This window comes from Hymenobacter terrenus, from assembly GCF_000972495.1.
Lineage (GTDB): Bacteria > Bacteroidota > Bacteroidia > Cytophagales > Hymenobacteraceae > Hymenobacter > Hymenobacter terrenus.
The window spans coordinates 38,499-52,036 of the sequence record NZ_LATM01000018.1; the positions used below are offsets into that span (position 1 = coordinate 38,499).

Consider the following 13,538-nt stretch of genomic DNA (forward strand, 5'->3'; position numbering starts at 1 on the left):
TGAATTGTCAGATTGACGGACCGTTGAATTGGAAGTATAGCATAAGAAGAAAGCTCAGTTCATCAATATAACAGTTCGGCAACAAAGCCATCCAAATCCCAATGAATAGCCACGAATTAATCGAGTCCTTCAGCGAATTTGCCCGGAGCAAGAATATCGACCGGCCCACGATGATGAGCATCCTGGACGACGTGTTCCGCACCATGATTCGGAAGAAGTACGACCAAGACGAAAACTTCGATGTTATCATCAACCCCGACAACGGGGACTTGGAAATCTGGCGCAACCGCGAAATCGTGGACGACAACTCTGAGGATATCTGGGACCACGACAAAATTCCGCTGGCCGAGGCGCAGAAAATAGAGCCTGACTTTGAAGTAGGCGAATCGGTGGCCGAAGCTGTGAAGCTGGAAGATTTTGGTCGCCGTGCCGTGCTGATGGCGCGCCAAACGCTGATTCAGCGTGTGAAAGACTTGGAGCGCGATAACCTCTACCAGAAATACAAAGACCAGGTTGGCGAAATCGTGACCGGCGAAGTGTACCAAGTGTGGAGCCGTGAGGCCCTCATCATGGACAAGGACGACAACGAACTGGTGATGCCGAAGTCGGAGCAAATCCCCAAGGACCGTTTCCGCAAGGGCGACACCGTGCGGGCCGTGGTGCACCGCGTAGAAGTCATCAACGGTACGCCCAAAATTATTCTTTCGCGAGCTGCGCCAGCCTTTTTGGAGCGTTTGTTCGAACTCGAAGTACCGGAGATTTATGACGGCCTCATCGTCATCAAGAACGTGGTGCGTGAGCCCGGCGAGCGCGCCAAAGTGGCCGTAGAGAGCTACGACGAGCGAATTGACCCCGTAGGCGCCTGCGTCGGCATGAAAGGCAGCCGCATTCACCCGGTGGTGCGCGAGCTTGAAAACGAGAACATCGACATCATCAATTACACCGACAACCTAGAACTCTATATTGCTCGGGCACTATCGCCGGCCAAAGTGGGTTCTATGAAGATAAACCAGGAAAACGGCCGGGTTTCGGTATTCATGAAGCCCGACCAAGTAAGCTTGGCCATCGGCCGCGGCGGTGCCAATATCAAATTGGCGAGCCGGCTGGTGGGTATGGAAATCGACGTGTTCCGCGAAGCTATTGACTACGAGGAAGATATTTCGCTGGACGAATTCCAGGACGAAATCGAGCCGTGGGTATTAGCCGAACTGAAGAAAATCGGTTTGGATACCGGCCGTGCGGTATTAGCGGTGAAAAAAGACGACATCGTGCGCCGCACGGAGTTGGAGGAAGAAATGGTGGATGATGTATACCGGATTATCCGCCAAGAGTTTGCCGACGACGAAGACCTTGACGACAACTCGCTGGAAACAGCCAAAAACCGGGTTGCGGCTGGTAAAACAGCTGAAGCGAAAGCCAACCCAACGGACGGGGAAGCTGCTGTTACTCATGCATCGGCTACCGCTACCACACCTGAACACACCCCTTTGGTGGCTGAAATGACCGAAGAAAATAACCCCACAACTGAGGAAGCGGGCGCCAGCTCTCCCGCCGAGTCAGCCCAATGACGGCCGCGCGGCCGGTACGGCAAGGGTAATAAATCGTGCCAGTCGGTGCGATTTACGCCCGGCTGGCAAGATTTAATGTAATACCTTTGCAATTAGAAGCGTATCGTACGCGAGAAAAGATAGAATGGCGGAAGCAACCCCGAAACGGCTACAACAGGCGGCCAAAGACCTGAATATTGGAATGGACAGGGTGGTCGAAGCCCTGGCCAAGAAAGGTATACAAGTAGAGAACAAGCCGACCACCAAGCTCACTGCTGAGCAGGTGGCTTCGCTTGAGAAGGAATTCGCAGCCTCTGCTCATGACCGGCAAGAAGCCCAGAAAGTCATTCAGGCCAAGCGCCAGAGCGACCTTGAATCGGCTCCAAAACCCGCTGCCCCGGCTCCCCGCCCGGTAGTGCAGGCAGCGCCTGCCCCCGCGCCACGGCCTGCTGCACCAGTAGCTCCCGTAGCTGCTGCGCCCACGCCAGCTCTTGCACCGGTAGCCCCTGCGGCACCAGTTGCCGCAGCCTCGGCGCCCGCACCCCAGGCTCCGGCAGCACCGGGCCTGAAAGTGCTGGGCAAAATTGAACTGGATAGTAAGGGGCGCGTGGTGCCGCCTCGGCCCGCCCCAGTAGTTCCGCCTCCCGTAGCCGCACCCGCTCCGGTGGCTCCCAAAGTTGAGGCTCCCGTTGCGCCTGCTCCGAAAGTAGAAGCTCCAGTGGCTCTGGTCCCGGTGCATACTCCAGCGCCAGCTCCTGTTGTTCAACCAGTAGCCTCAGCTCCGATAGCCCCTGCCGCTCCAGTGGTGGCATCGGTACCTGCTGTTCCGGCTCCGGTCGCTGCGGCTCCGGCTGCTCCCGTAGCTACGCCGCCGGTCGCTCCGGCAGCAGCAGCCCCTGCGGCCCCGGCCGAAGCTGCTGCCCCGGAAGATACTAGCACCATCGTCGCCAAGTCGGATACGCTCAAGGGCCTCACGGTGCTGGGCAAAATCGACTTGTCGTCTATCAACAATGACCGGCGTGGTCCGGGCGGCCGTGGTCCCCGTCCCATTGCTTCATCGGATGTAAGCAAGCGCGGACTGCCCGCTGGCCCCGGCCAGAAGAAGCGCACGCGCCTGCCTGGTCCTCCCGGTAGCACGACCAGCCCACCCAATCCTGGCTATCAGGGCAACCGTCCGGCTGGGGCTCCTGGCCAAGGGGGGGGATATCAGGGTAACCGTCCTGGTGGCGGGCAAGGCCAGCGTCCGGGTGGTCCTGGGCAGCGTCCGGGCCAGACCGCGGCTCCCAAGCCCAATGCTCCCGCTCTCACGCCGGAACAAGCTGAAAAGCAGATTCAGGAACAGATCAAGGCTACGCTGGCAAAGCTTGGTGGCAACAAGGCCACTGGTCAAGCCAACCGCGCTAAGTATCGTCGTGACAAGCGTAGCATGCTGGCTGAGGACCGCGAGGCCCTGCGCGCACAAAACGAGCTTGACGCCAAAACCCTCAAGCTCACCGAATTCATCTCGGCTAACGACTTAGCCTCGTTGATGGATGTGAACGTGAACGAGGTTATTAAGGTGTGCCTGGGTATGGGCATGTTTGTGTCCATCAACCAGCGCCTCGACGCCGAAGCTATTACGGTGATTGCCGACGAGTTCGGCTTCGATGTAGAATTCCTGTCGAAAGAAGAGGAAGAAATTAGCATCGATGCCGGTGACAGCGAAGAAGACCTGCGGCCCCGTGCTCCCATCGTGACCATCATGGGTCACGTCGACCACGGCAAAACGTCGCTACTTGACTACATCCGTGATGCGAGTGTGGCCAAGGGCGAGGCGGGCGGCATTACGCAGCACATTGGGGCCTACGAGGTACGGACCAAATCTGGACAGCCGATTACCTTCCTTGATACGCCTGGTCACGAAGCCTTTACGGCTATGCGTGCTCGTGGCGCTAAAGTAACGGACATCGCCATTATCGTGGTAGCGGCCGACGACTCGGTGATGCCGCAGACGAAGGAAGCCATCAATCACGCGCAAGCCGCAGGGGTGCCGATTATCATCGCCCTCAACAAGATTGATAAGCCCGCCGCTAACCCCGAAAAAATCCGCGAGGAGCTTTCCCAGATTAACATTCTGGTGGAAGAATGGGGTGGTAAATACCAGAGCCAGGAGGTTTCGGCCAAATCGGGCATTGGGGTGGAAGACCTGTTGGAGAAGGTACTGCTGGAAGCGGAACTGCTGGAGTTGAAAGCCAACCCCGACCGCAACGCCATCGGTACTGTTATCGAGGCCTCCCTAGATAAAGGCCGGGGCTACGTAACCACCGTGCTGGTGCAAACCGGAACACTGAACGTGGGTGATATTATCTTGGCTGGACCGCACTTCGGGCGCGTGAAGGCCATGACCGACCACCGCGGCAAGAAGATGAAGTCAGCGCCGCCGGCTACGCCGGTGCAGGTGCTTGGCCTTACGGGTGCTCCGCAGGCTGGCGACCGTATTCAGGTAATGGAAACGGAGCGTGAAGCCCGCGAAATTGCTACCCAGCGCTTGCAGTTGGCGCGTGAGCAGACCATCCGCACCAAGAAGCACATCACACTGGATGAAATCGGCCGCCGCTTGGCTATCGGTTCGTTTAAGGAACTCAATATCCTGGTGAAGGGCGACGTGGACGGCTCGGTAGAAGCACTCTCCGACTCGCTACTTAAGCTTTCGACACCGGAAGTGAAGGTAAATATCCTTTCGAAAGGGGTTGGAGCTATCTCGGAAAGCGACGTACTGCTGGCTTCGGCTTCCGATGCCATTATCATTGGCTTCCAGGTGCGGCCCTCGCAGAGTGCCCGCAAGCTGGCCGAGCAGGAGCAGATTGATATTCGCCTCTACAGCATTATCTACAATGCCATCAATGAGGTGAAGGATGCTATGGAAGGCATGCTGGCCCCAACGGTGCAAGAAGTAGTGGTGGCCAACGCCGAAGTTCGCCAAGTGTTCAACATCACCAAAGTCGGCACTATTGCGGGCTGTATGGTGACGGAAGGCACGTTCCAGCGCAAGACCCGCGTGCGGGTAGTCCGCGATGGCATCGTGCTGCACACTGGCGAGATTCAGGACCTCAAGCGTTTCAAGGACGACGTGAGCGAAGTACGCCAAGGCTACGAATGCGGTATCTCCATTAAGAACTTCAACGAGTTGCAGGAAGGCGACAACATTGAGGGCTTCGAGGAGAAGGAAATCAAGCGGACCCTCTAAGGACCACAGATTACACGGATTTTAGCGAATTGCATGGACTTTTTTGGTTCCGCTTCGACCGATAAATAGTAGTAGAAACAAAAGAGGCTGCTCAATTTGAGCAGCCTCTTTTGTTTGATGTAAGAACTGTATGCGTGACCGGAGCTACAATAAAGCGGTGTAATCCGCTACAACCGGTGTAATCTGTAGTCTAGAAGAACAGGAACTTCTTCTTTTGCTTGTGTTTGTGCACTAGCGGCTTGCCGGCGGGGTTGGAGGCGCCAACGGGGTGGCTCATGCCGCGCTTTTGTTCGGCGAAGCCGGCTTTGGCTTTGAACTTGCGCACCATGAATCCGTTGCCGCTGCGGTTGGAGTCGAACTGACGCTCGGGGCCGCCGTTGCGACCGCCGAAGCTAGTGTTGCCCGTGCGGGCCTCCAGCAACTCTAGCTGCTGGTCGCGCTTGATTTCATCGGGGGTCATGGCGGCGCGGCGCTGGTTGCGGGCCAGTTCCTGCGCGTTATTGCCATTGCGGCGGGCACCTTCTTCGCTGCTGCCTTGCTTGATAGCGGGGAAGGCGGGGCCCGTTTGGGCGTGGGCCGCGGGGGCGGCAAGAAGACTTAAGCCGCTCAGGAGGGCGGCAGCAAACCATACTTTCATGCGGGACAAATGCGGGGGTGGAGGAGGGAAAGTAACGGCCTAACGGTCGGAAGAAGCGAGTGGTTCAATGGGGACCGTTGGTCGCTACCAATATTGCGTTGGCCGCCCCTAAGTTCGCAACTTATTTTGAATCGAGCGCTTACCTGCCTTCAATAAAATGACAACTTGAAGCCCGAAACACGGAAATGCCGCCTATTAACTCGGTAGACAGTGGTTTTTTCACGCTAAACGGGGCCGGTGTTTTGGGCGCGACCGGCGCGCAGGGCATCGCGGATTTCCGCGAGCAGAATTTGGTCTTTGGTGGCCGCAGGTTCGGCGGCAATGACGGCGGGGGCGGGCTTTCTGAGGCGGTTGGCGGCCTTCACAATCAAAAACACGCAGAAGGCGATGATGAGGAAATTGAGTATCGCACTCAGAAACAGGCCGATTTTCATCGGTCCAATCATGATGCGGGAGTAGTCGCCGAGCCGGCCCGTGGCCAGGCCCACGACGGGCATGATGACATCGTCGGTGAGGGAGGTCACGATTTTGCCAAAGGATGCGCCGATGATGACCCCAACGGCCAGGTCGAGTACGTTGCCTTTGGAAATAAACTCTTTGAATTCGGAAACAAAGCTCATGGCAGTAGTGGGTAAGGGTTGGAAATGACGGTGGGCTTGTTGGGGTAAATCTATGTAGTAGAAAACGAACTTATTTGCGGAGGTACGGTGGCGAAGTACTGGCGGGTAGGCTTGCTCGCCGCTGCTTTTTCGGCGGACTGGGGGCTACGGCCGCGGAAGGACGTAATCGGCTTGGTCGGCCCCGCCGGGCGCGTGCGTTATCTTTGGCGGGACCAATTTATTCGCAGCCTCTTTCTCGCCATGTCAGCTTCCTACGAAAACCTGCTTTACGACCTGGATACCGCCAGCGGCATCCTCACCATTACCATCAACCGCCCCAGCAAGCTCAATGCCCTGAACGCGGCCACGATTGACGAAATTGATACGGCCGTGCAGCGGGCGCTCGACGAGCCGCAGGTGCGCGGCATCATCGTGACCGGGAGCGGCGAAAAGGCCTTTGTGGCCGGAGCGGACATTGCCGAGCTGGCGGCCCTCACGCCCGCGCAGGCGGCCCGAGCGGCCGAGCGCGGCCAAGAAGCCTTCTGCCGGATTGAGGAGAGCACCAAGCCGGTGGTGGCCGCCGTGAACGGCTTTGCGCTGGGAGGCGGCTGTGAGCTGGCCATGGCCTGTCACATGCGCGTGGCGGCCGATAATGCCCGTTTTGGCCAACCGGAGGTGAATCTGGGCCTGCTGCCGGGCTACGGCGGCACCCAGCGCCTGCCGCAGCTCATTGGCAAGGGCAAGGCGATTGAGCTGCTGCTGACGGCCGACCAAGTGAAGGCCGACGAGGCCTTGCGCCTGGGCCTGGTCAACCACGTGGTGCCGCAGGCCGAACTGCTGCCGTTTTGCCAGCAGCTGCTCACCAAAATCCTGGGCAAGGCGCCCCTGGCAGTAGGCATGGTGCTGGAATGCGTGAACGCGCATTATGCCAAAGATGCCGACGGCTACGCGGAAGAGGTGAAAGCCTTCGGGCGGGCGTTTGAGAGCGATGATTTTAAGGAGGGAACCACGGCGTTTGTGGAGAAGCGCGCCGCCGTGTTTACCGGTAAGTAGGACGAAGCCTTTGCTTCGTTCCGTCGCCGCTGCGTGGCGAGGGCGGAACTGCGGCTTGTTGGGGCAAATGCGGGCTGGGATATCCGGTGAGTGGCGAAGCAAAGGCTTCACCCCACATTTTCTGCCCGGTGAGTGGCGAAGCAAAGGCTTCGCCCCACATTTTCTACCCGGTGGATGGCGAAGCGAAGGCTTCGCCCTACATTATTCTATATGAGTGTAGCGAAAAGATTAGCGTCGCAGACGGCGGTGTATGGCGTGAGCAGCATTGTGGGCCGGGTGCTCACGTATTTGCTGGTGCCGGTGTACACCAAGGCGTTTGCGGCGGCGGAATATGGGGTGGTGACGGGGCTGTATGCCTACGTGGCGTTTCTGAACGTGGTGTTCACCTACGGCATGGAAACCACGTTTTTTCGCTTCGCCAACCGGCCGGGTACCGACCGGCGGGAACTCTACGACCGGGTGCTGAGCCTGCTGCTGGTGAGCACCGTGGTGCTCACGGCCGGGCTGATGCTACTGGCCGACCCCCTGCTGGCGCTGCTGGAGATTCCGCCGGGGCACGAAGAGTACGCGGTGTGGGTGGCCCTGATTCTGGGGCTGGATGCGCTGACGGCCATCCCGTTTGCCCGGCTGCGGCTGGAGAACAAGGCGCGTAAGTTTGCCGGCATCAAGCTGGTGGGCATTGTGGCCAACGTGGCGCTGAACCTCTTCTTTATTAAGCTGTGCCCGGCCGTGGCCGGCGGCAAATGGCTGCCGGCTTTGCAGCCGCTGGTGGCGCGGGTGTACGACCCGACCCTGGGGGTGGGCTATGTGTTTCTGTCGAACCTGTTTGCCAGCGGGCTCACGCTGCTGCTGCTGGGGCGCGAGCTGCTCGACTTCCGCTTCCGGCTGAGCCTGCCTTTCCTCAAGCCGCTGCTGCAATATGCCTACCCGCTGATGCTGATGGGCCTGGCGGGCATGGTGAACGAGACGCTGGACCGCATTCTGCTGCCCAAATGGCTGCCGGCCAACTTTTACCCCGGCCAAAGCAGCCTCACGGCCGTGGGCATCTACGGGGCGTGCTACAAGCTGAGTATTTTTATGTCGCTCGTCATTCAGGCGTTCCGCTACGCGGCCGAGCCGTTCTTCTTTGCCCAAGGCACGGACAAGAATTCGCCGGCCACGTTTGCCATGATTCTGAAGTGGTTTACGCTGTGCTGCGCCGTTATTTTCGTGGGCATCAGCCTGAATGTGGAAGACTTCGGCCAGCTGTTTTTGAAGCGGCCGGAGTACTTGCAGGGCCTCGTGGTGGTGCCGATTCTGCTGCTGGCCAACCTGTTTTTGGGCGTATACTACAACCTGTCGGTCTGGTTCAAGCTGACGGATAAGACCTATTACGGCACCTACATCGGGGCGGGAGGGGCGGTGCTCACCATCGTGCTCAACTTCTTGCTGATTCCGGTGCTCGGCTACCTGGGCTCGGCTATTGCCACGCTGGCCTGCTATTTTATGATGGCCATGCTGTGCTGGCGGCTGGGCGAGCGGTATTTTCCGGTGCCCTACCCGGCGGGGCGGCTGGGGCTGTGGCTGCTGGGGGCCTCGGCGCTGGTGGCGCTGGGCTGGTGGGTGCAGGTGGAGGGCTGGTGGGCCCGCCACGCCTGGCACGCGGGGCTGACGGCGCTTTTTTTACTGGTGCTGTATGCCGTGGAGCGGCCCCGGCGGGCGGTGGCGCCGGCCGGTTAGCGCCGTTGGGCCCTGGGGTGCGGTATTGGCTGGGGTTAGTGATTGATTTTCAAAATTTATCACTTCCTTTAGTGCTCACCTAACCGCTATCGGCCATGACGCACTACCAGGAAGACAAGTACGAGAACTTCATGAACTACTTGCGCGCTTCGCGCTCGGCGCTGGCCGCCTTTGCCGACTTCACGGTGGCGGCCGTGGGTGGGGCGGAGGTCGATGCCTTTATCGGGGCCCAGCTGCCCGGCCTCGTGGCGGCCCGCACCAAGTTTCGGACCGGCATAGTGACGCGCATTGCGGGCAGCGGCAGCAGCCAAACCGGCACCGATGCTGAGGAAACGGCCTTCACGGAGTTCAAAGCCTTCATCACCGACACCGACGTTCGTCACCTGCAACCCTACTTTCTCGACCACCCGGCGGCCGAGGCCACTTTCTACCCCGACAAGCTTTCGGGCCTTACCCAGAGCCCCAAGCGCAAGCGGCTGGCCCGCCTCACGGCCTATACTCAGGCCTTGGAAGGGACGCCCCAGCTCCCGACGATAGTTGTCACCGACGGCCCTCTTCAACAGGCCCGCACCCCCACCAGCCTGCCCGCCCACCTGGCCACCACGGCCCGTGCCTTGCTCACGAGCTACGAGGCCGCCGCCACCGGCAAAACCAAGAGCCGCACCGCCCTCAACGACAGCATCGTGGCCCAGGGGCCCGACTTCGACGCCTTGGCCGAAGCCCTCTGGGACGTGCACACGGCCGCCCTCTTCACGCACCGCCGCGACCCATTTCAGGCCCGCAAGTACTTCGACTACGCCAGCCTGCCCAACCGCAGCAGCTCCACTTCCATCAACCAGGGCCCCCAGCCCGCCTAGCGCCCGCGCCGCCCTTCCGGCACGCCTCGCCGCGTGCGGCAATATCCCGCCAAGGCCTTTGGAACTCTCTGCCGCGCGCGGCAAGGCTCCACTAAGGCCTTCGGGATAGTCTGCCGTGTGCGGCAATACCTCCTCAAGGCTTTCGGGATGGCCTGCCGCGTGCGGTTGACGGTTCCGAAGGCCTTGGTGGGGTATTGCCGCACGCGGCGGGGCTGGCTCACGGAAGGGTGGTTGTGCGTAAGCCATCATTTGCGCTTTCACGGCTATTTTTGAATTGTTTGTAAAGTCAATCTTACTGTTTCACCATAAAGCTGCTTCGTAATCTCCATGAAAATACTCTTCGCTTCCTTGCTTGCCCTCGCTCCTGGTATGGGGCTGACCCAGGGAACAACCCCAGCCAAAGCCGCACCAGCACCCAAGCGCCAAACTATCTTATTGGCAGCGCCTGCTCCCGCCGCCCCAAGCGAATCTAAGGTCGGGCCTAACGCGGTGCCTGCGTTGACGGTACCCCGCTCCCAGTACATCACGGAAAACGGGCGCATCGTCGGCGGTAAGACGACGATAAGCCGTAGCAAGAAGTAAGTAACGGAAGGACACGCTGCCCAGAAGCCTTTATGCGAGGAGGCTGGTGCGGCTGAGTTGGCTAGCAGTGGTGTTCCAACTCCACCAAGAATCAGGTTGCCCGGGCAGGTTGCTATAAACAGATGTTTATTTGCTCAGCCAATCCCCTCGGGGAGTCACTCTCTCTACCACCCGATTCATGCCTGCCCTCTTTCATAACCTTGCCGATGCGGCTGACTACCTGAGCGAAGCTCCCGGAATAATGGACAGCTTTGGCGACTTCAGCAGCAAGAGCACCCCCTGGTTCTACTCCCTCAATCCACACCTGGCCGGCGGGGTTGGGCGCCCCAAGCAGTTTTCGAGCTGGGAGCACTGGCACCGCTTCTCGATGAACCAGAAGCTCTACCTGTGCCGCCAGGCCGGCCTGAAGTCGAACGCCATCGCGGAGAATAGCGACACCCTGAACGAGCTTCGCGAAGCGTGGGCCGCCTGGCCCGCCGGCTACTACGTGGTGAACTGGGCCACGACTACCGAGCACGGCTCAACCTGCAACATCTTCCTCGGCGAATGCCTGACCCTCTGCGGGTATGAGCACCAGGCCCAGCACGGAGGCAAGTACCTCTCGGCCCAGAGCTACTGGCAAAACCACAACCGCGGCTTCGTGCACGAGGTAGCCAAGCGCCCCGGCAACATCAAGCGGGGCATGATCATGAGCTACAACTACGGCGCAGGAACCTTTCACCTGGAAGTTATCACAAGCGGGGCCGTCGGCGAACCGCACCTTTGGGGACTGTACTCCAGCCCTGAGAAAACCACGTTCAAATCGCGTGGCGGCGGCCGTGGCAATGACACATTTGGGTTCACTCAGGACGGTGTTGAGCGTCAAGGAGGACTAGGGCGTAGTCTGAGCGACTCCCAACTGAAAATATTCCGCCTGAACCATTAAGCTGTCCTAGGATGCGAACTGCTTTATTGAGTATCGTCAGCGTGGTCGTCGCAGTGTTGGGTGCTTGGCTCTTCGAGTTGTTACTCTATCAAATCATTCACATAGATGGGATGGGCTCAAGCTACGCCTCGGGGAACTACCCACTTCCCGACATCCGCCAGACTTACGTCTTCGGCTATATGCTCGCTTTTATTCTGGCCCTGCTGTTGCGCTGGCCGGTCTCCACTCGGCGGCAGGTAGTCGTCTCGTTACTGGTCTTACTGGGTGCCTTTGCGCCCCTGCTGACCATTATTTTCAGTTACTATTTCCATTCGCAGTGGGCCCTGGCTGATATTTTCGATAGGGAAAAGCTGGCGCTGATAACGCTGCTGATGGCGCATAGCATAGCCTTGCTGCTGCTCAATCTTATGCTTTACCTCAGAAGAGGCGTGTGGCCCGCTACCCGCCGTACCATTCCGGCCCCGGCCAGGTCGGGGCCGTCGGGTAGTAATTGTCGTTAGCTCATACCTGCCGCCGATTCGTGTAGTGTAGGCGAATAATAAGGTACTAGCCGCCTGTTTGCCTTTGACCGGTTAAGGCGGCGTCCGGGCAAGGGAGTTATGCCAGCAAGATTCTGTGAGCTTCATAGCGGATGAAAGCGGCAAATTATCAGCGTACTACTTGGTGCGCCTGGTTCTGCTAAGGCGCTTCCGGCACCGCGCGCCGGCTCTTGAGCAAAGCCTCCAGGCCGCGCACAATCTTCATTAGGGCGTAAACGGCGGGCTCCTATCTTTGCTTGCCGCTTCTACTTTTGCCTCATGCAAATCCCCGTCCTCAACCGCTCGCATCACCCGTTGCCGGAATATCAGACACCCCATGCGGCGGGCCTCGACCTGCGGGCCAACCTGGCGGCCCCCGTGACGCTCGGGCCGTTGGAGCGGGCCCTGATTCCCACGGGCCTGAGCCTGGAGCTGCCGGTGGGCTACGAGGCGCAGGTGCGGCCCCGCAGCGGCCTGGCGCACAAGCACGGCATTGGGCTAGTGAATAGCCCCGGCACGATAGACGCCGATTATCGCGGCGAAATCAAGGTGTTGCTCGTGAATTTATCCAACGAGCCGTTCGTGGTGAACGACGGCGAACGCATTGCCCAGCTGGTCATTGCCCGGCACGAAACCATTACCTGGCAGCCCACCGCCGTGCTCAGTGAAACCCGACGGGGCGCAGGCGGGTATGGGAGCACGGGAAAAAGCTAGCGCCCCGTTTTTAGCGGCCCAAGCTCAGGCGTCTGGTGCGGGCGGCTGGGCGGCAACCCAACCGACGGCCTCGCTACTTCATATCACACAACAGCAGCATATTCTGATAACAAACAACCGACAACTCTTACAGAATGAAAATTATCGTCCCGATGGCCGGCATGGGCAAGCGCATGCGCCCCCACACCCTCACTGTTCCCAAGCCCCTGATTCCGATTGCCGGCAAGCCCATTGTGCAGCGCCTCGTGGAGGACATTGCCAAAGTCTGCGGTGAGCAAGTGGACGAAGTTGCCTTCATCATCGGCCGCTTTGGCGAAACGGTGGAGAAAAGCCTGGTGAAAATCGCCGAATCGGTGGGTGCCAAGGGCACCATCGTATACCAGGATGAGCCGCTGGGCACGGCCCACGCCATTCTGTGCGCCAAGGAGTCGCTGACTGGCCCGCTCGTAGTTGCCTTTGCCGACACCCTGTTTAAGGCCGATTTCACGCTGGACTCTTCGGTGCCCGGCACCATTTGGGTGCAGCAGGTCGAAGACCCCCGGCCCTTCGGCGTGGTGAAGCTGAACGAGCAAGGCCAGATTACCGAGTTCGTGGAGAAGCCGCAGGACTTCATCTCCGACCTGGCCATCATCGGCATCTACTACTTCCAGGACGGCGAGTACCTGCGCACCGAGCTGCAATACCTGCTCGACAACGACATCAAAGACAAAGGCGAGTACCAGCTCACCAATGCCCTGGAAAACATGAAGAACAAAGGCACGGTCTTCGTGCCCGGCCGCGTGACCGAGTGGCTCGACTGCGGCAACAAAGACGCCACGGTGTTCACCAACCAGCGCTACCTCGAATACCTCAAGGAGCGGGGCGAGTCGCTGGTGGCCGAGTCGGCCACCATCACCAACTCGGTGCTGCTGGAGCCGGTGTACATCGGCGAAAATGCGGTGATTACCGATTCGGTAGTAGGCCCGCACGTATCGCTGGGCGACCACGCCAACGTGCGCGACTCGCGCCTGTCGAACTCCATCGTGCAGCAGTCGGCCTCGGTGCTAAATGCCGTCATCACCAACTCCATGATTGGTAATTTCGCCACCGTAGCCGGCACGCCCGACGACCTGAGTCTCGGCGATTATAACCAGCTGCGGGTGTGACATTTTAACGCGGAAA

11 protein-coding genes and 1 pseudogene are annotated in these 13,538 nt (G+C 59.4%); 10 read left to right on the forward strand and 2 right to left on the reverse strand.

Annotated features, from left to right (window positions below):
* Window positions 1-101 precede the first annotated feature (101 nt).
* Both nusA and infB read left to right on the forward strand, forming a co-directional pair.
* Window positions 102-1,334, forward strand: a pseudogene (nusA, locus tag WX88_RS18635) (transcription termination factor NusA); the annotation flags it as partial.
* A 358-nt stretch (window positions 1,335-1,692) separates the two neighbouring features.
* Complete coding sequence (gene infB / locus WX88_RS18640) at window positions 1,693-4,773, forward strand: translation initiation factor IF-2 (protein ID WP_046245918.1); 3,081 nt, start codon at window positions 1,693-1,695, stop codon at window positions 4,771-4,773.
* A gap of 190 nt (window positions 4,774-4,963) precedes the next feature.
* Here the strand turns inward: infB and WX88_RS18645 are convergent, their stop codons facing one another.
* Complete coding sequence (locus tag WX88_RS18645; protein ID WP_046245919.1) at window positions 4,964-5,410, reverse strand: hypothetical protein; 447 nt, start codon at window positions 5,408-5,410, stop codon at window positions 4,964-4,966.
* Between the two features lie 224 nt (window positions 5,411-5,634).
* Entirely contained in the window at window positions 5,635-6,030 is a 396-nt protein-coding gene (gene mscL / locus WX88_RS18650) for a large conductance mechanosensitive channel protein MscL (protein ID WP_046245920.1), read from the reverse strand.
* Window positions 6,031-6,270: 240 nt separating this feature from the next.
* Between mscL and WX88_RS18655 the strand changes: the two genes are divergently transcribed.
* The 8 genes from WX88_RS18655 to WX88_RS18690 all read left to right on the forward strand — a co-directional run bounded on the left by WX88_RS18655 (window position 6,271) and on the right by WX88_RS18690 (window position 13,522).
* Entirely contained in the window at window positions 6,271-7,062 is a 792-nt protein-coding gene (locus tag WX88_RS18655; protein WP_046245956.1) for an enoyl-CoA hydratase/isomerase family protein, read from the forward strand.
* A 210-nt stretch (window positions 7,063-7,272) separates the two neighbouring features.
* Window positions 7,273-8,781 carry an oligosaccharide flippase family protein gene (locus WX88_RS18660; RefSeq protein WP_046245921.1) on the forward strand — a complete coding sequence of 503 codons (1,509 nt, stop codon included), beginning with the start codon at window positions 7,273-7,275 and terminating at the stop codon, window positions 8,779-8,781.
* 95 nt (window positions 8,782-8,876) lie between these two features.
* Complete coding sequence (locus WX88_RS18665; protein ID WP_046245922.1) at window positions 8,877-9,638, forward strand: hypothetical protein; 762 nt, start codon at window positions 8,877-8,879, stop codon at window positions 9,636-9,638.
* Window positions 9,639-9,965: 327 nt separating this feature from the next.
* Window positions 9,966-10,220: a hypothetical protein gene (locus tag WX88_RS30260; protein WP_156176265.1), complete on the forward strand. Its 255-nt coding sequence runs from the start codon at window positions 9,966-9,968 to the stop codon at window positions 10,218-10,220.
* 178 nt (window positions 10,221-10,398) lie between these two features.
* Window positions 10,399-11,145, forward strand: a complete 747-nt coding sequence (locus WX88_RS18675) for a hypothetical protein (RefSeq protein WP_046245924.1) — start codon at window positions 10,399-10,401, stop codon at window positions 11,143-11,145.
* 11 nt (window positions 11,146-11,156) lie between these two features.
* Complete coding sequence (locus WX88_RS18680) at window positions 11,157-11,645, forward strand: hypothetical protein (RefSeq protein ID WP_156176266.1); 489 nt, start codon at window positions 11,157-11,159, stop codon at window positions 11,643-11,645.
* A gap of 297 nt (window positions 11,646-11,942) precedes the next feature.
* A complete protein-coding gene (gene dut, locus WX88_RS18685) occupies window positions 11,943-12,377 on the forward strand; it encodes a dUTP diphosphatase (protein ID WP_046245926.1) in 435 nt (144 codons plus the stop codon).
* A 134-nt stretch (window positions 12,378-12,511) separates the two neighbouring features.
* A complete protein-coding gene (locus tag WX88_RS18690; RefSeq protein WP_046245927.1) occupies window positions 12,512-13,522 on the forward strand; it encodes a sugar phosphate nucleotidyltransferase in 1,011 nt (336 codons plus the stop codon).
* Window positions 13,523-13,538 lie beyond the last annotated feature (16 nt).